The 17,463-nt window shown below is 71.1% G+C and carries 15 protein-coding genes; 13 read left to right on the top strand and 2 right to left on the bottom strand.

What is annotated here, in order from left to right:
* Positions 1–165 precede the first annotated feature (165 nt).
* The 7 genes from rplU (at position 166) to ACH4N1_RS02595 (ending at position 9,149) form a co-directional block, all read left to right on the top strand.
* On the top strand, positions 166–486 hold the full coding sequence (gene rplU, locus ACH4N1_RS02625) for a 50S ribosomal protein L21 (protein WP_007381993.1): 321 nt from the start codon (positions 166–168) through the stop codon (positions 484–486).
* Positions 487–500: 14 nt separating this feature from the next.
* The gene (rpmA, locus tag ACH4N1_RS02620) at positions 501–755 is read left to right on the top strand and encodes a 50S ribosomal protein L27 (RefSeq protein WP_040253648.1); all 255 of its coding nucleotides are present in this window, start codon (positions 501–503) and stop codon (positions 753–755) included.
* Positions 756–880: 125 nt separating this feature from the next.
* The gene (obgE, locus tag ACH4N1_RS02615; RefSeq protein ID WP_398093967.1) at positions 881–2,326 is read left to right on the top strand and encodes a GTPase ObgE; all 1,446 of its coding nucleotides are present in this window, start codon (positions 881–883) and stop codon (positions 2,324–2,326) included.
* Between the two features lie 242 nt (positions 2,327–2,568).
* Entirely contained in the window at positions 2,569–3,720 is a 1,152-nt protein-coding gene (locus ACH4N1_RS02610; protein ID WP_398093966.1) for a hypothetical protein, read from the top strand.
* Between the two features lie 258 nt (positions 3,721–3,978).
* On the top strand, positions 3,979–5,478 hold the full coding sequence (locus ACH4N1_RS02605) for an SDR family NAD(P)-dependent oxidoreductase (protein ID WP_392241268.1): 1,500 nt from the start codon (positions 3,979–3,981) through the stop codon (positions 5,476–5,478).
* 156 nt (positions 5,479–5,634) lie between these two features.
* Positions 5,635–7,704 carry a hypothetical protein gene (locus ACH4N1_RS02600; protein ID WP_398093964.1) on the top strand — a complete coding sequence of 690 codons (2,070 nt, stop codon included), beginning with the start codon at positions 5,635–5,637 and terminating at the stop codon, positions 7,702–7,704.
* 230 nt (positions 7,705–7,934) lie between these two features.
* A complete protein-coding gene (locus ACH4N1_RS02595) occupies positions 7,935–9,149 on the top strand; it encodes a glycosyltransferase family 2 protein (RefSeq protein ID WP_398093963.1) in 1,215 nt (404 codons plus the stop codon).
* 78 nt (positions 9,150–9,227) lie between these two features.
* Here the strand turns inward: ACH4N1_RS02595 and ACH4N1_RS02590 are convergent, their stop codons facing one another.
* Positions 9,228–10,622 (bottom strand): polysaccharide pyruvyl transferase family protein, encoded by a 1,395-nt coding sequence (locus ACH4N1_RS02590; protein WP_398093962.1) that lies wholly within the window; start codon positions 10,620–10,622, stop codon positions 9,228–9,230.
* A 239-nt stretch (positions 10,623–10,861) separates the two neighbouring features.
* On the opposite strand from ACH4N1_RS02590, the gene proB reads away from it, so the two are divergent.
* The 5 genes from proB to ACH4N1_RS02565 all read left to right on the top strand — a co-directional run bounded on the left by proB (position 10,862) and on the right by ACH4N1_RS02565 (position 15,930).
* Positions 10,862–11,968, top strand: a complete 1,107-nt coding sequence (proB, locus tag ACH4N1_RS02585; protein WP_382786868.1) for a glutamate 5-kinase — start codon at positions 10,862–10,864, stop codon at positions 11,966–11,968.
* Between the two features lie 164 nt (positions 11,969–12,132).
* On the top strand, positions 12,133–12,645 hold the full coding sequence (locus ACH4N1_RS02580; RefSeq protein ID WP_398093961.1) for a hypothetical protein: 513 nt from the start codon (positions 12,133–12,135) through the stop codon (positions 12,643–12,645).
* Between the two features lie 150 nt (positions 12,646–12,795).
* Complete coding sequence (locus ACH4N1_RS02575) at positions 12,796–14,082, top strand: glutamate-5-semialdehyde dehydrogenase (RefSeq protein WP_366057491.1); 1,287 nt, start codon at positions 12,796–12,798, stop codon at positions 14,080–14,082.
* Positions 14,083–14,150: 68 nt separating this feature from the next.
* Positions 14,151–14,768 carry a hypothetical protein gene (locus tag ACH4N1_RS02570; protein WP_398094390.1) on the top strand — a complete coding sequence of 206 codons (618 nt, stop codon included), beginning with the start codon at positions 14,151–14,153 and terminating at the stop codon, positions 14,766–14,768.
* An 88-nt stretch (positions 14,769–14,856) separates the two neighbouring features.
* Positions 14,857–15,930 carry a hypothetical protein gene (locus ACH4N1_RS02565; protein ID WP_398093959.1) on the top strand — a complete coding sequence of 358 codons (1,074 nt, stop codon included), beginning with the start codon at positions 14,857–14,859 and terminating at the stop codon, positions 15,928–15,930.
* A gap of 110 nt (positions 15,931–16,040) precedes the next feature.
* Here ACH4N1_RS02565 and ACH4N1_RS02560 read toward each other — a convergent pair whose 3' ends face one another.
* On the bottom strand, positions 16,041–17,135 hold the full coding sequence (locus ACH4N1_RS02560; protein WP_398093958.1) for a M48 family metallopeptidase: 1,095 nt from the start codon (positions 17,133–17,135) through the stop codon (positions 16,041–16,043).
* Between the two features lie 140 nt (positions 17,136–17,275).
* On the opposite strand from ACH4N1_RS02560, the gene ACH4N1_RS02555 reads away from it, so the two are divergent.
* A complete protein-coding gene (locus ACH4N1_RS02555; RefSeq protein ID WP_366057487.1) occupies positions 17,276–17,437 on the top strand; it encodes a hypothetical protein in 162 nt (53 codons plus the stop codon).
* Positions 17,438–17,463: the final 26 nt, after the last annotated feature.

Below are 17,463 nucleotides of genomic sequence, written 5' to 3'. Positions count from 1 at the left end.
GGCCCCGTAACCTTGACCGTCGGCGTGTCGAGTGGCGCGCCACATCCCCGTAAACCTCTTCCTTCCGGACGCCGGTCTGTCGGTGGCCGGGAGAGGTCGCCCGTGTTTCCTGCCCGGGTGGCTGGCCTGCGGGGGTGCCGTTCTCCGAGCGAAAGAGAGACCCGCGTGTACGCCATCGTGCGCAGCGGTGGTCGCCAGCACAAGGTTGCTGTCGGCGACATCGTTGAGGTTGACAAGATTTCCACCGCCAAGGTTGGCGACACGGTCGAGCTCTCGACCCTGCTCGTGGTCGACGGCGACGCTGTGACCAGCGACCCGTGGGTGCTGGCCGGCATCAAGGTCCAGGCCGAGGTCGTGGACCACCACAAGGGCGTCAAGATCGACATCCTTCGCTACAAGAACAAGACCGGTTACCGCCGTCGTCAGGGCCACCGCCAGCAGTACACGGCGATCAAGGTCACTGAGATCCCCGCGGCTGCGAAGTAAGGGACTGAGGAGACATGGCACACAAGAAGGGCGCATCGTCCACCCGGAACGGTCGCGACTCCAATGCCCAGCGGCTCGGCGTGAAGCGCTTCGGCGGTCAGGTCGTCAACGCGGGTGAGATCCTGGTCCGCCAGCGCGGCACCCACTTCCACCCCGGCTCCGGCGTCGGCCGCGGCGGCGACGACACGCTGTTCGCGCTCCAGCCCGGTGCGGTGGAGTTCGGTACGTTCCGTGGCCGCAAGGTCGTGAACATCGTTCCGGTCGCCTGACCTCAGGCTTTCCGGGAACGCTTCGCGAGGCGGACCTCACTTCCCTTCCGGGAAGGCGGGTCCGCCTTTCGCTTGTTGGCACAGGTAACACCCGTACATCACGTACATCACTGGAGGCACCCACCATGACCACCTTCGTGGACCGCGTCGAGCTGCACGTCGCCGCGGGTAACGGAGGTCACGGCTGTGCCTCCGTCCACCGTGAGAAGTTCAAGCCGCTCGGCGGCCCGGACGGCGGCAACGGCGGCCGCGGCGGGGATGTCATCCTCACCGTGGACCAGTCGGTGACCACCCTGCTCGAGTACCACCACTCCCCGCACCGCAAGGCCACCAACGGCAAGCCCGGCGAGGGCGGCAACCGCTCCGGCAAGGACGGCCAGGACCTGGTCCTGCCCGTGCCGGACGGCACCGTCGTGATGGACAGGGCGGGCAACGTCCTCGCCGACCTCGTCGGCCACGGCACCTCCTTCGTCGCCGCCCAGGGCGGCCGCGGCGGTCTCGGCAACGCGGCCCTGGCCTCGGCCCGCCGCAAGGCGCCCGGCTTCGCGCTGCTCGGCGAGCCCGGCGACCTGCACGACATCGTGCTGGAACTGAAGACCGTCGCCGACGTGGCGCTGGTCGGCTACCCGAGCGCCGGCAAGTCGTCCCTGATCTCGGTGCTCAGCGCGGCCAAGCCGAAGATCGCCGACTACCCGTTCACCACCCTCGTGCCGAACCTCGGCGTCGTCACCGCCGGCTCGACCGTCTACACCATCGCCGACGTCCCCGGCCTCATCCCCGGCGCCAGCCAGGGCAAGGGCCTCGGCCTGGAGTTCCTGCGCCACGTCGAGCGATGCAGTGTGCTCGTGCACGTCCTGGACACCGCGACCCTGGAGTCCGAGCGCGACCCGGTCTCCGACCTCGACATCATCGAGGAGGAGCTGCGCCAGTACGGCGGGCTCGGCAACCGCCCGCGCGTCGTCGTCCTGAACAAGATCGACGTACCGGACGGCAAGGACCTCGCGGAGATGGTGCGGCCGGACCTGGAGGCGCGCGGATACCGCGTCTTCGAGGTGTCGGCGGTGGCGCACCTGGGGCTCAAGGAGCTGTCGTTCGCGCTGGCCGACATCGTCGGCAAGGCGCGCGCCGCGAAGCCGAAGGAGGAGGCCACCCGGATCGTCATCCGGCCCAAGGCCGTGGACGACGCCGGCTTCACCGTCACGCGCGAGGAGGTGGACGGGGAGCTGGTGTTCCGCGTCCGCGGCGAGAAGCCCGAACGCTGGGTGCGCCAGACCGACTTCAGCAACGACGAGGCCGTCGGCTACCTCGCCGACCGTCTCAACCGGCTCGGCGTCGAGGACGAGTTGATGAAGGCGGGCGCCCGCTCCGGCGACGGCGTCGCCATCGGCCCCGAGGACAACGCGGTCGTCTTCGACTGGGAGCCGACCGTCACGGCCGGCGCCGAGATGCTCGGCCGCCGCGGCGAGGACCACCGCTTCGAGGCCCCGCGCCCGGCCGCCCAGCGCCGCCGCGACCGCCAGGCCGAACGCGACGAGGCGACCGAGGAGTTCGAGGGCTTCGAGCCCTTCTGAGCCACCGGCTCCTCCGGGACCCGCCGCGGCACGCGCCGCGGCGGGTCCTCCGTCGTTGCTTCCCCGCCGTCCCGCCGTCCCGCCGTCCCGCCGTCCCGGTGCCCCGGACTCATCGCGGTCCCAGGCTCCTCTCAGCGTCGCCTCAGGGACGCCTCTTACCGTCCTCTGACCATGGAGACGCACTGTACGAGTGACGAGAATCCCCGGAGCGGCCCCGGAGCGGCCCCCTGAGCGCGGTCTCCGTGCCGCCCGGCACCCGGCTGCTGCACATCGGGCCGCACAAGACCGGCACCACCTCGATCCGGGGCGCCCTGTTCGCCGCCCGGGACGCGCTGCCGGCGTACGGCGTGGAGTTCCCGGCGACCAGCAGGCACCCCCTGCAGGCGGTGCTGGCCGCCTGCGCCCGGCCCGGCATGATGGGGGACACCGCGCCCACCGAACGGCACTGGACGCGGCTGCTCCGACAGGTGCACGCCACCGGCCCGCGCACATCCGTGATCAGCAGCGAGTTCTTCGCCGACGCCCCCGACGACGCGACGGTCCGGCGGATCGTCGCACAGCTCGGCGGAGACCGGGTGCACGTCCTGGTCACCCTGCGCACGCTGGCGCGGATCATGCCCTCGCAGTGGCAGCGGTACGTGCAGAACGGGCTGCGCACGGGCTACGAGGACTGGCGGGAGCACATGCTCCGCAAGGCGCCGTACGAGAAGCCCACCCCCAGTTTCTGGCGGCGCCACCGGCACGACCGGCTGGTGGAGCGGTGGGCGGCGGCGGTGGGCGCCGACCGGGTCACCGTCGTCGTGGTGGACGACCGGGACCGGGACGGGCTGATGCGCACCTTCGAGGAACTGCTCGGACTGCCCGAACGGCTGCTGCGGGCCGTCCCCGGCACCGCGAATCGCTCCCTCACTCTCGCCAAGACCGGGATGTTGCGGAATCTCCATAAGGAATTCCGGGGCCACGGCCTTCCCGACGAGCTCTATTCGAAGCTGGTCCGCAACGGCGCGGTCATGCATTTGAAGAACACGTGCGGTCCCACGGCCCGGGACGTGAAGATCTCCACACCGGCCTGGGCGGCCGAGCGCGCCGCCGCCGTCGGAGCCGCGGCCGCCGCCCGGAGCGGGGCGACGGGCGTGCGCGTGCTGGGGGATCCGGGCCTGCTGTCCACCGGGCCGGAGCCGGCCGGGGCCGGGGCGGACCGGGCCCCGGGGACGGCGGTGCCGGACGGGTCCGTCATCGCGCCGGAGGTGGCGGCGCAGGCGCTGTACGGGGCGCTCGCGGCGGCGGCCGCGGCGTCGGGCCGACGGTCCGGGCGTCCGGTGCACCGGACGCCCTCGAAGGAACTCGTGAAAGTACTCGGCGGGCGCTGCCTGAAACGGCTGCGACGCCGGTGAGCCGCAATCCCGTCACTCTCGGCAATCCGTTACCGTCTGTGCGGTTACTCACAGGATTTAACGAGAGGGTGTCAGGAAGGCCCATCCGCACCGGCCCAATCACCCGCACCGTATGGTTCATCCGCACCGGCTTCATCCGCACCGCAAGGTGAATGGCGGGTGGCGCGCACATATGCGCTGAACGGCGCTCACCTTGCACCGCGGTTACCGAAAGTGGGAGCATTTCCCCGTTCCCTGTCGCCCCAAGGTAGGTCACCCGTGTCCCAGCGCATAGCCAAGCCCCGTACCACCGCAGTGATCCTGGCCGGTGGCACCGGCCAGCGGGTGGGTCTGTCGATCCCGAAGCAGCTGCTGAAGATCGCCGGCAAGGCCGTCATCGAGCACACCCTGACCACCTTCGAGCACGCCGACTCCGTCGACGACGTCATCGTGCTGATGGCGCCGGGCTACGTCCCGGACGTCGAGAAGATCGTCGCCAAGGCCGGGTTCACCAAGGTCTCCCGCGTCATCGAGGGCGGCTCCACCCGCAACGAGACCACCGAGCGGGCCATCGCCGCCCTCGGTGAGGGCCTGGCCGAGGGCGAGGACCTCAACGTCCTCTTCCACGACGCCGTACGCCCCCTGCTCTCGCAGCGCGTCATCGACGACTGCGTCGCCGCGCTGGACCGCTACCAGGCCGTCGACGTGGCCATCCCGTCCGCCGACACCATCATCGTCACCCGCACCCACGGCGAGGACGGGGAGTTCATCACCGAGATCCCGGACCGCTCCCGGCTGCGCCGCGGCCAGACCCCGCAGGCCTTCAAGCTCTCCACCATCCGGCGGGCCTACGAGGTCGCGGCGGGCGACCCCAACTTCCAGGCCACCGACGACTGCACCGTCGTCCTGCGCTACCTGCCGGACGTGCCGATCCACGTCGTGGCGGGCGACGAGTACAACATGAAGGTGACGCAGCCCGTCGACGTCTTCATCGCCGACAAGCTGTTCCAGCTCGGCTCCACCGCCGCGCCCGAGCAGATGAGCGAAGAGGCCTACCGTCAACTGCTCACGGGCAGGACCCTCGTCGTCTTCGGCGGCTCGTACGGCATCGGCAAGGACATCGCCGAACTCGCCCGGTCCTACGGCGCCCACGTCTACGCCCTGGGCCGCTCCACCACCAACACCCACGTGGAGAACCCGGAGGAGGTCGACGACGCGCTGTCCAAGGCCTACGCCGAGACCGGCCGCATCGACTACGTCGTCAACACCGCGGGCGTCCTGCGCATCGGCAAGCTCGCCGAGACCGACAACGCGACCATCGAGGAAGCGCTCAAGGTCAACTACCTGGCCCCGGTCCAGATCGCCCGCTCCGCCTACAAGTACCTCTCCGAGACCAAGGGCCAGCTGCTGCTCTACACCTCCAGCAGCTACACCCGCGGCCGCGCCGAGTACAGCCTCTACTCCTCGACCAAGGCCGCCATGGTGAACCTCACCCAGGCCCTGTCCGACGAGTGGGCCGCCGACGGCGTCCGCGTCAACTGCGTCAACCCGGAGCGCACCGCGACCCCCATGCGCACCAAGGCCTTCGGCCAGGAGCCGGCGGGCAGCCTGCTCTCCTCGGAGACCGTGGCCCGCACCTCCCTGGACGTGCTGCTGTCCGAGCTGACCGGGCACGTCATCGACGTCCGCCAGCAGGACCCCACCGCCGACGCCTCCCGCGCCTCCGGCTTCGAGCAGGCCCTGGCCGGCGTGCTCGACCGACAGGACGGCGTGGCATAATCAACCGCCATCAGCCTTGAAATTCAGGCCTCTGTGGCTCCCTGTTTACGGGATATTCACAGAGGCCTGAATCCGTAAGGCTCCGGAAACCTTCACAACGTATTTTCCGGACTTTTCGGATTCACTGACCGGCCCCCTCCCAGAGCAGGTTTCTCCGTGATAACGACCGCCATTCGCGTCGCCCGGGTGGGCAGCGTGGCCGAGCTGGCCGCGGTGGCCCTCATGACGCTGGGCTTCCCCTGCCTCATGCTGGCCGCGCTCGTCCCGAACGTCCCCGCCTTCGCCGCCGCGGCAGCCGTGACCTACCTTGCGGACCTCTATCTCCACCGCAAGGGCAGCTACCTCATCAGCCTCCTCGGCAAGGTGAGAGCCGGCCTGTCGACCCGGTTCCTGGTCAGGGAGCTGCTCCTGATCCTGCTCCTGGCCCGGCTCGAGCTGTCGGAGGAGCCGGTCTTCTACGCGGCGATCGCCTGCTTCACGGTCTTCTTCGGTCTCCAGGCCCCGCACGGCGCCCTCGTCACCCTGATCGGCAACCGCCGCCAGATGCCGGTCGTGACCCGCAACGTCGACCTGGTCTCCCGCCTGACCGTCCCCGACGCCCCGCCGCGCCTGCTGCTGCGCCGGGCCGACGTGAAGATGCTCCACCTCGACCTCGCGGCCGTCGCCGGCCTGCTCGCCTACGCCGTCACCGACAGCGAGGCCGCCGGCTTCGCCGGAACCGGCGTCACCCTGGGCCTCGGCGCCCTGTACGTCCTCGCGCTGGCGCCGTACCTGCGCGCCAAGCGGATCCCGCCGAAGGCCGACAAGGTCCTCAAGGCCGTCAGCGCCTGGCTGCGCGAGTACCGCCCGGAGACGGTGCTGTACTTCTCCGGCTCGGCCGACTCCGCCTACCAGCTCAACATGTGGCTGGAGACGATGGAGCAGTTGGAGTCCCGCCCGCTGATCATCCTGCGGGAGCGCGTCATCCTGGAGAAGATGGCGCCCACCACGGTCCCGGTCGTCTGCGTGCCCGGGGGGGTGCACCTGATGAACATGGACCTCTCCATGGTGCGGGTCGCGTTGTACGCGGCGAACGTCGGCAAGAACATCCACCTGCTGCGCGTGCCCACCATGAAGCACGTCTTCATCGGCCACGGCGACAGCGACAAGCTCGCCAGCGTCAATCCCTTCAGCAAGGTGTACGACGAGGTGTGGACCGCCGGCCGCGCGGGCCGCGACCGCTACGCCATCGCCGACGTCGGCATCCGCGACGAGGACATCGTCGAGGTCGGCCGCCCGCAGCTCGCGCCCATCGAGTCCTGGCAGGGCGCGCCGGCGGACCGGATCCCGACCGTGCTGTACGCGCCCACCTGGGAGGGCTGGGACGACGACCCGGGCAACACCTCGATCCTGCTGGCCGGCGAGAACATCGTGAAGAAGCTGGTCGCGGCCGAACCCCCGGTCCGGGTCCTGTACAAGCCGCACCCCTTCACCGGCACCCGCAGCGCCAAGGCCCGCACCGCGCACCGCCGGATCACGGCCCTGGTCGAGAAGGCCGCCGCCGAACGCGCCGCCGACCCCCGGTTCACCGCGGACCCGGCCGCCCAGGCGAAGGCCAGGGCCGAGCTGACCCGCCTCAAGGCCCGCCTCGACCAGCTCTCCCTCACCTTCGACGAGAAGGCCGACGAGGCGGTGACGAGCCGCGACGGCCTCGTCGACCTGCGCAAGCACCAGGAGGCCGCCCGGCTGCGCGCCGACTGGAACGACGCCTACTGGCGCTCCTTCCCGTCGTACGAGCACCGCGTCATCACCGGCGGCGAGCCGCGCCTGTACGACTGCTTCAACGCCTCCGAGGCGATGGTCTCGGACATCTCCAGCGTCGTCTCCGACTTCATCGCCAGCGGCAAGCCGTACGCCGTCACCGACTCGGCCGAGCTGGGCGCGGAGGAGTTCCGGCGGCAGAACACCGCGGTGCGCGCGGCCGTGATCCTCACCAACGACGCCGCCGGGGTGCAGCAGCTGCTGGACGCCGTCCGCGACCCGGCCGCCGACGTGCTGGCCGAGGACCGCAAGGAACTGAAGGAGTACCTGCTCGGCCCCGACGAGCCGACCTCCCTCGAGCGGTTCGACACCGCGATCGCCGACCTCGCGCTGAAGGCCGAGGCCCGCAACGTCGGCCAGGAGTCCCGCGTCGTCGCGGAGGCCGGAGAGGCGGAACTGGCGGAGGGCGGCGTGACCGCGGTCTGAGGCACCCGCGTGTGAAGCCCGCGGTACGAGGCGCCCGGTAGGAGGCGCCTGTGGGACATCTGCTCGGCCCCCGGAGAGGGAATCTCCGGGGGCCGAGCCGTTTCCCTAGGCTGTGACGCGGCACACATCCAGGGTGCGGGTAACACGAGCAACCCCTTTCTGTAATCCCCCGTCTACCGGGTTGCCCGATCTTTGACCAGGGGGGAAACCGTGCGTGACGAGGGGGAGAAGTGACCGTGGCCGAGCCCGATGTCAGCGTGATCATCGGGGCGTACGAGGCGATGCCGTACCTGGTCGAATGCCTGGCATCGGTGGAGGCACAGTCCCTGGACCCGGCGCGCATCGAGGTGATCGCGGTCGACGACGGCTCCACGGACGGCAGCGGCGACTGCCTGGAGGAGTTCGCCGCCCGCGTCCCCATGGCGGTCACCGTGATCCGCCAGCCGAACTCCGGCGGCCCCAGCGGCCCGCGCAACGTCGGCCTGGCCAAGGCCACCGGCCGGTACGTCTTCTTCCTCGACGCCGACGACCGGCTCGGGCCCGAGGCCCTGGAGCGCATGGTCGCCATGGCCGACCGCAACGGCACGGACGTGGTCCTCGGCCGCGTCGAGGGCGTCAACCGCAAGGCACCCCGGTCCATGTGGGGCAAGACCCTGGAACGGACCGACGTCTTCTCGTCCAACATCAAGTTCACGCTCAGCGCGCAGAAACTGTTCCGGCGCGCACTGCTGGAGCGGCACGGCATCCGCTTCGACGAGTCCCTGTGGACCGGCGAGGACGCGGTGTTCACCATGGAGGCCTACCTGCGGGCCGACGGCGTCTCCGTGGTCGCTGATCACACCTGCTACTACCTGGTGGGCCGCAGCGACGGCAAGCACGTGACCAAGAGCGGCAGCTACACCCTGCGCTTCGACTCGGCGCGCGCCCTGATGGAGCTGATCGCCCGGATGCTGCCGCCCGGCCCCAAGCGGGACGTGCTCATGGTCCGCCCGTTCCTGGTGACCGTCCTGCCGCAGTTCGGGCCGGTCTTCCTCAGGAACGACGAGGAGATCCGGCGCACCAAACTCGAACTGGCCAAGCCGCTGATGGACGCGTACTGGAACGAGGGCGTCTCCCACCGCCTCCGGGTCCACGAGCGGTTGCGCCTGCACCTGGTCGCCGAGGGGCGCCCCGACCTCCTCGCGGAGGTCATCGAGTTCATCAAGGACAAGCGCGAGCCCGACCCCGTCCTGGAGAAGCGCGGCACGCGGCTCTACCTCGCCTACCCGCACTTCCGGGACCGCGCGGCCGGCGTCCCCGACCGCGTCTACCTCGCCGAGCCCCGGGAGGCCAGGGAGTTCCCGGGCTGGCGCCAGGGCCCGGCCGAGTCCTTCCTGCGCAGGGCGACCCGCAAGGTGCGGCGCACGCTGCGCCGGCTGAGGGCTCGGACGACGGCGGCGGCGTGACGAGGGTGGCGATGTGACGTCGGCGGCGGCGTGGCGAGGGCGGCGACGGCGGTGTGCGGGGCGGGAGGGCTCCCAGGGCTACTTCGACGGCTTCAGCGCCCGCCGCAGCGGCCCTCCGACCGCCCGCCGGGCACGCCGGTAGATCGACGGAGTGACCAGCGCGGCCTTGGCCGCGCCCCGTGCCCCCGCCCGGCTCTTCGCCAGCTCCCGCTTCAACTCGGTGTTGTGCGCGTCCAGTTGGCTGATCCGCTGCTGAAGCCACCCGAACCGGCTCGTCAGCGAGGCAGGGTCCGTGTCGTTCCAGGGCCGCACCCCGGCCGGGAAGGACAGCGACCGCAGCTTCTTGTCGAAGGCCGCGCCGCCGTCGCCGTGCGTGAAGGTGTTCTCCAGGCCGTTCTTGTCGAGGAAGCCCGTGAACCGCTCGAAGCGCTCCCGGTGGTTGCCGGTCAGCGGCCCGAAGTCGGCCTCCTCGTACAGGGTGGCCGGGTCGAGGTCCGCGGGCACCTCGTTGAGGAGCCGGTGCGGGATCTCGAAGTAGCGGCACAGCTCCAGCGTGCGCGAGTCGAAGGCCAGCACCGTCGCGGGCGTGCCCGCCAGCAGCGCCGCGATGTTGCCGTGGATCCGCGAACCGAACGAGTAGTCGAAGTCGCGGAGGTCGTCCATCCACCTCACCGGGTCGACGTACACCCGGACCTTGTCCTCGCGGTACATCGGGTGGTCGGGGTGGGTCGGCATCTGCGTCACGCGGCCGGCCGGGGAGTCCACGTCACGCCAGTGGAGCTGCTTGGCGTCGGTGAGGTTCTGGCCTATGTACCGCAGGTTCGGGTAGTGCGCGTGGGTCCGCGTGATGATCCGGTGCAGACCCCCGCTGCGCACCGCGGTGTGCGAGCCGTTGACGGCTATCCGCGACTCCGGCGTGAGGGACTCGACCCGCTTCTCCACGGTCAGCCGGTCGCCGTGCAGGAACATCGACGGGCAGCCGATGACCTCCACGTCCCGGAACCCCATGTCGGTCAGGTACTTCTCGGTGAACTCGCCCCGCACGCCGATCGACGCGCTGCGCTCCAGCACCGCCGAGCAGAACGCCCGCACGGTCGGCTCCATGGCCTTCAGCCGCGCGGGGTCCTGGTCGAGGCCGGCCTGCGCGCCGACGCCCAGCACCACGACCGGGATCCGCAACTTGCCGATCAGCCGGGTCAGCCGCTGGAGCGCCGGCTCGAACGTCGGCCGGAAGGCGTTGGCGAGAGGCACGACGAAGGCGTCGTACTCCTCGTTGATCCGCCCCGCCGCGGCCACCTCGGTCCGCATGCTGTTCGAGACCACCTCGGTGTCCGGGGTGGTGAGGATCTTGTGGGCGGCATCGCTGAAGATCAGGTTGCCGGAGTTGGTGGCGATCACGTCGCGGTGCAGTGCCTCCTCGACGGGGAGTACGTCGAAGGGGCTCTTCCCCGATCTCAGGAGTATGCGCTTCACAGGGCGAACTTTAGGTCACGCGAACTTCGAAGGAAATTTTGGATCTCTTCAAATTTCCTGTGGAACCCGCACAGGCTCTTTGCCCTACGCAAACGGTGAACATCCGCGGGCACAGCGTGACCGTCCCGGCACGTGAAACCCCGGCGCGCCCTCCGCCCCCGTTCGCGTAGATTGCGTGAGGGGCAGCCGTGGACCTACGCGAGGGGACGAAGAACAAGGTGGCAGGGGCAAGGCAGGCCGTGCGCGAGGCCCGCAGGATCGTCGTCAAGGTGGGCTCCTCGTCGCTGACCACCGCCTCCGGCGGCCTGGACGCCGACCGGGTGGACGCGCTCGTCGACGTCCTCGCCAAGATCCGCAGCGGAGGAGAGCGCGAGATCGTCCTGGTCTCCTCCGGCGCCATCGCCGCCGGACTCGCACCGCTGGGCCTGCGCCGCCGGCCGAAGGACCTCGCCCGGCAGCAGGCCGCGGCCAGCGTCGGCCAGGGCCTCCTCGTGGCCCGCTACACCGCCTCCTTCGCCCGCTACGGCGTCCGCGTCGGCCAGGTCCTGCTCACCTCCGACGACATGAGCCGCCGCGCCCACCACCGCAACGCCTCCCGCACCCTCGACAAACTGCTGGCGATGGGCGCCTTCCCGGTCGTCAACGAGAACGACACCGTCGCCACCGACGAGATCCGCTTCGGCGACAACGACCGGCTCGCCGCCCTCGTCGCCCACCTCGTCCACGCCGACCTCCTCGTGCTCCTCTCCGACATCGACGGCGTGTACGACGGCAACCCCAGCAAACCCGGCACCTCACGGATCGCCGAGGTGCGCGAACCCGCCGACCTGGACGGCGTCGAGATCGGCAGCGCAGGCAAGGCGGGCGTCGGGACCGGCGGCATGGTCACCAAGGTCGAGGCCGCCCGGATCGCGGCCGCCGCGGGCATCCCCGTCGTCCTCACCAACGCCGTCCACGCGGCCGACGCCCTCTCGGGCGGTGACACCGGCACCTACTTCCATGCCACCGGCAAGCGCTCCGCCGACCGGCTGCTGTGGCTCCAGCACGCGTCCACCCCGCAGGGCTCGCTGACCCTGGACGACGGAGCCGTACGGGCGGTCGTCGAACGCCGCACCTCGCTGCTGCCGGCCGGGATCGCCGCCGTCGAGGGCGACTTCAGCGCGGGCGACCCGGTCGAGCTGCGCGACGGCTCCGGGCACGCCGTGGCCCGCGGCCTCGTCAACTTCGACGCCAAGGAGATCCCCCAGCTGCTCGGCCGCTCCACCCGCGAACTGGCGCGCGAACTCGGCGCCGAGTACGAGCGGGAGGTCGTCCACCGGGACGACCTGGTGATCCTGCACCCTTGAGGCTCCCGCCCCCGCGCCCGCGGTCGAACGGCCGCTCCCGGCGACGCTCGAACGGTCCGTACCGGTGGGGGACGTTCCGTGAAACGGCCCCATGGAGCCGTGCGGCCTGCTCCACTTTGTTTCTGGGACATGTTCCGCACGAGCGCTGCGTAAAGGAGGCCGTCGTGAGACGAGTACGCCCTGGGGTGGCAGCGGCCCGTGGGAGTGCCGGCGGGGCGAGTCCGGCGGCCTCGCGCCCGGCGGCCGAGGAACGCGCCCTGACGAGCGTGGCGACCGGGGAGAACTACCGGGAGCGGCAGGAGGACGGCGGCCCGGGGCGGACCCGCCCCGCGGACCTGCCCCGCCTGTGGCACGTCACCCTCAGCGTCTCCGGCGAGGAGGCCGACCTCAAGGAGGTGCGGCGCGCCCTGGAACGGCTCGCCCACGACCACCCCTTCCTCCTGACCAGCCGCTACGCCGTCGACCACGCGGAGATCCGCTACTGGGAGGAGGCCCGCGACCTGCACGACGCGGCCGCGGTCGCCCTGCGCCTGTGGGGCGAGCACCGTCAGACGGCCGGACTCCCGCCGTGGGAGATCGTCGGCCTGGAGGTCATCGACCGCCAGACCTACCACCAGCGCATCGCCGAGGGCTACGGTCCGGCCCCGGCGACCCCCGTCGGGGTCCACCCCTACTGACCTCGGCCGGCCCGGGCGGGAGCCCCGAGAGGCGTCTCGGCCGACATCTCGGCCGACGTCTCCAGGGGCGTCCCGGCCGGTGTCTCGGTGGGTGTCTCGGGGTGTGGAACAAGCCATGAGCGGGCCCGCGCCGCGCACTACCCTTTCCTTATGACCACGCTCTCGCCGTACGACGCCCTCTCCCCGGTGACCCAGGCCGCCTACCGCGCCAAGGCGGCCGCCGCCGACCTCGCGCCGCTGCCGCGGGCCGTCAAGGACGACGCGCTGCTCGCCATCGCGGACGCGCTGGAGGTTCGTACGAGCGAGATCGTCGAGGCCAACGCCAGGGACATCGCCAAGGCCCGCGAGGCCGGCACCAGCGAGGCGATCGTCGACCGGCTGACCCTCACCCCGGAGCGGGTGCGGGCCATCGCCTCCGACGTGCGCGACGTCGTCGCCCTGCCCGACCCCGTCGGCGAGGTCGTGCGCGGCTCCACCCTCCCGAACGGCATCGACCTGCGCCAGGTCCGCGTCCCGCTCGGCGTGGTCGGCATCATCTACGAGGCCCGGCCGAACGTCACCGTCGACGCCGCCGCCCTGTGCCTGAAGTCCGGCAACGCGGTCCTGCTGCGCGGCTCCGGCTCCGCCTACGAGTCGAACAGCGCTCTGGTGCGGGTGATCCGCGACGCCGTCGGCGGCGCCGGGCTGCCCGCCGACGCCGTCCAGCTCGTGCCTGGGGAGAGCCGGGAGAGCGTGCGCGAGCTGATGCGCGCCCGCGGCCTCGTCGACGTGCTGATCCCGCGCGGCGGCGCCTCGCTGATCCAGACGGTCGTATCGGAGTCCACCGTTCCGGTGATCGAGACCGGCACCGGAAACTGCCACGTGTACGTCGACGCCCAGGCCGACCTCGACATGGCGGTCGACATCCTCATCAACTCCAAGGCCCACCGGGTCAGCGTCTGCAACGCCGCCGAGACCCTCCTGGTCCACCAGGACATCGCCGCCGAGTTCCTGCCCCGCGCCCTCGACGCCCTCGCGGACGCCGGGGTCACCGTCCACGCCGACGAGCGCGTCCTGGCCTACGCCAAGGACTCCCGGGCGACCGTCGTCGAGGCCACCCCGGAGGACTGGGAGACCGAGTACCTCTCCTACGACATCGCCGCCGCCGTCGTCGACTCGCTCGACAAGGCCGTCGAGCACATCCGGCTGTGGACCTCCGGCCACACCGAGGCCATCGTGACCACCTCCCAGCAGGCCGCCCGCCGCTTCACGCAGTTGGTCGACTCCACCACGGTCGCCGTGAACGCCTCCACCCGCTTCACCGACGGCGGCCAGTTCGGCTTCGGCGCGGAGATCGGCATCTCCACCCAGAAGCTGCACGCCCGCGGCCCCATGGGCCTGCCGGAGCTGACCAGCACCAAGTACATCGTCACCGGCGACGGCCACGTACGACGCTGACGGGAGGCACGTGGCGCCCGCCGGGGGCGTGAGAGGCGTCTCGGCGGGCGGATGAATTTCCGTACCGTCTGCCCAAATTAACCCCCCAGGTCTACTCTGGATCCGTGCCGGAGGACGTGGGGGGCACGCCGTTCCCGGACGGCTGGGAGCCCGACGACGACCACGACCGCGGGGTGTCGGACGAAGAGTTCGCCTCCGTGGTCTTCGACGAGGCCTTCGTACGGGCGGCGCCGGTGCACGAGCCGACCGCCGTCGAACGCCTCCTGGCCGCCGCGCAGGCGAGAGCCGAGGCCTCGGAGGCCGAAGCCCGCCGCGCCCGCGGCGACCGCTACGACGACCTGTACGGACCCGGCGTCTTCGGCCATGATCCGGACTACGACGATCCGGACGACCTCGAGGATCCCGACGACCCGGACACCTGGGGCCGCCGGCACGACGGTTTCGGGCCGTACGGCAAACAGGTCCGCTGGCATCGGCCGGTCGCCTGGATGCTCGCCGTCGTCATGGGGGTGGGCATGGTCGCGCTGGCCTTCGCCGCGGTCTACCGGGGAGCCTCCCCCTCCGACAACCGCGACCACGCGCCGTCGCCCGCGTCGACCGGGCTCGAAACCGGTGCCGGGCCGGTCCCGTCCGCCTCCGCCGGCCAGGTGCGGCCACCCGTCGCGGCCGTCCCGCGCACGCCTTGAGGCAGCGCCGCCGACCGGGTGAGAACCTGTCAGAACTTGTGGCGCAGCGCGGCGTTTACCGGGACTCCCGGCGACCTACTCTGAAGGTATGGGCGGGCCCGGAGAGCCACCGGAGGGGGCACCCGAGGGAACTCCCGGTGGCGGTGAGGACGAGTACCGATCCGTCGTCTTCGACGAATCGTTCGTCCGCGCTGCCCGCCTCCAGGAGTACTCCGCCGAGGAACGCATCGCCGACCACGCCCCCGCCGTACGCCGCCGCCCGCCCGTGCGGCGGACCGGCCTGCCCCGGCAGGCTCTCGCCCTGGTCCTGCTGATCGCTCTCGCCTTCGGCACCGCGATCTACATGGGTGTCCGGCACCCTTACCAGAACCCGGCCGCCCGCCGCGCCGTCGAGCCGCTGCGGATGACCGTCATCCCGCTCGCCCCGCAGGGCGCCGTGCCCGGCACCGCCGACCCCGCCCACCTGTTCGCACACAGCCCGGCCGCCCAGTACCGCGTCGGCGCGGAGGGCATCCCGCTGCCCCCCTCCCGGCGCACCGCGCACTTCTCCGACAGCCAGGTCGTCACCGCCCTGAGCACCGCCAAGGACTACATCGTGCGCTCCTCGCTCTACCCGGAGGTGCTCACCGGGCAGCAGGTCAGGCCCGTACGGATGCTGCTCGACCCCGCTCAGCTCGACCAGTTCGACGAGAGCTTCACCCACCCGGCGGCCGACGGACGGCACGCGCCCACCGGATGGCTCGTGCGTTTCGACCCCGCCCGAGCCGAACTCGCCGACCGCGGGATCCGCGTCCAGGGCACCCTCCAGGCCGCCGAGGCCGACGCCGCCACCCTCGAGGTCACCGCCGACCACACCTTCGTCTACGCCCTGCGCCCGGCCGGAGCCGACGCCGGGACCCCCGCCTCGCTGTTCACCGTCCGCCGCGAGCTCCAGTTCCGCTTCGACCGCGACGACCTGCGGCTGCGGCAGACCCAGCTGATCGTCTCCTACGTGCAGGCCGGCCCGCTGTCCTGCGGCGACGACTCCACGAACCACCTGCGGCCCCTGCTCGCCGGCCAGACCGCCGGGACGGGCGGCCCGGCCGGCACCGACCCCTACGCGACAGGCGGGGCGACGGCGCTCTGCGGATCGCTGGCGGCGAGCGCACAGCCGAGCGTGTGAGCGGCGGGGGCCGCAGGGGCGGGTCCGGGGAACGGGACGTGCCGGCGAGACGCGAGCCGGCGCGGGCGTGAGCGGTGGGGCCGGTGCGCCCCGCCGGGCGAACGGGCCCGTCAGGCTTCGTCGCGCGGGGGCGTGTCCGTCGGACGGTCCTGCGGGGGCGCGGTGCCGGTGAAGCCGTCGAAGCCGCGGCGCACCCGGCCCCCCAGGTTGCCCGCCCCACCCGCGATGTCGGTGACCAGCTTCATCAGCGGGTCCTTCGAGCTCTTCACGTGATCGGTGTAGTGCGACGCCGACTCGCGGAGGGAGTCGGTGACCGAGGTCTCCTTGTCCTCGGTGCGACGCGGGTAGTGACCGTCCAGGATCCGCTGGTGGTCACGGGACTCGGCCCACTTCTTCAGCTCGGCCGCGCGCACGGTGGTGAAGGGGTGGGAGCGGGGCAGTACGTTGAGGATCTTCAGCACGGAGTCGCGCAGGTCGCCTCCGGCCTCGTACTCCTCGGCCTGCTTGAGGAACGCGTCCACGTTCATCTCGTGCAGGTGGTTGCCGCCCGCGATCTTCATCAGGCCGCGCATCGAGGCCTTGAGGTCCTGTCCGACCAGCAGGCCGGCCCGGTCCGCGGACAGCTCCGACTTGCGGAACCACTCGCGCAGCGCGGTCACGATCGCCATGATCGCGAGGTTGCCCAGCGGGATCCAGGCGACCTTGAGGGCGAGGGTCGTCAGGAACAGCAGGATCGTGCGGTACACGGCGTGCCCGGACAGGGCGTGACCCACCTCGTGACCGACGACGGCCCGCATCTCCTCCTCGTCGAGCAGCTCGACGAGGCCGGTGGTCACCACGATGATCGGTTCGTCCAGACCGATGCACATCGCGTTGGGCTTCGGGTCCTGGGTGACGTACATCGCCGGGACCTTCTCCAGGTCCAGGATGTAGCAGGCGTCCCGCAACATGTCGTTCAGGTGGCTGAACTGCTGGTCCGAGACGCGGACCGAGTCGGACAGGAACAGCAGACGCAGACTCCGCTCGGGCAGCAGCCCGCTGAGCGCCTTGAAGACCGTGTCGAAACCGCTCAGCTTGCGCAGCGCCACCAGGGCGGAGCGGTCGGCCGGGTGCTCGTACGCACGCGAGGAGATCCCGGGGAAACGCCTGCGCTGCCTGCTCGGCACGTTCTCGTGACCGTTGTGCTCGTGGCCGTCGTCGGACATCCATCCCCCAAGTGCGTGTGTATGGCCCTTGTACGTGTGGTCCTTTGCGGACCTTTGTGCAGCCCTTTGCGCCTCCGAAGCAGGGCCCGTCCCAGGCGGAGTTACGGTGGACGGGCACCACACCGAAGGAGTCCCGCGCCATGGAGCACACCCCCACCGCCGCCTGGATCGCGCAGGCCGCCGGCGCCGCGCAGCAGCAGGGTTCGGGGTACCTGCTCCGGGTCGTACTGATCGTGATGGTGCTGGGTTGCGTGCTGACAGCCTGGTTCCTGTTGCGGGGCTACAAGCGGAAAGACGACTGAGCCGTCGGGAAGGTTCCCCCTCGCCT

Source organism: Streptomyces sp. NPDC017202 (genome assembly GCF_044331705.1).
Lineage (GTDB): Bacteria > Actinomycetota > Actinomycetes > Streptomycetales > Streptomycetaceae > Streptomyces.
Note: the sequence above shows the minus strand (reverse complement) of the source record. Positions and strands in the feature narration are given on the sequence as shown.

Coding starts and splice junctions, on each gene's coding strand:
- ACH4N1_RS02555 (WP_366057487.1), top strand. CDS start 17,276: ATGGAGCACACCCCCACCGCCGCCTGGATCGCGCAGGCCGCCGGCGCC.
- ACH4N1_RS02575 (WP_366057491.1), top strand. CDS start 12,796: ATGACCACGCTCTCGCCGTACGACGCCCTCTCCCCGGTGACCCAGGCC.
- obgE (WP_398093967.1), top strand. CDS start 881: ATGACCACCTTCGTGGACCGCGTCGAGCTGCACGTCGCCGCGGGTAAC.
- ACH4N1_RS02565 (WP_398093959.1), top strand. CDS start 14,857: ATGGGCGGGCCCGGAGAGCCACCGGAGGGGGCACCCGAGGGAACTCCC.
- rpmA (WP_040253648.1), top strand. CDS start 501: ATGGCACACAAGAAGGGCGCATCGTCCACCCGGAACGGTCGCGACTCC.
- ACH4N1_RS02560 (WP_398093958.1), bottom strand. CDS start 17,135: ATGTCCGACGACGGCCACGAGCACAACGGTCACGAGAACGTGCCGAGC.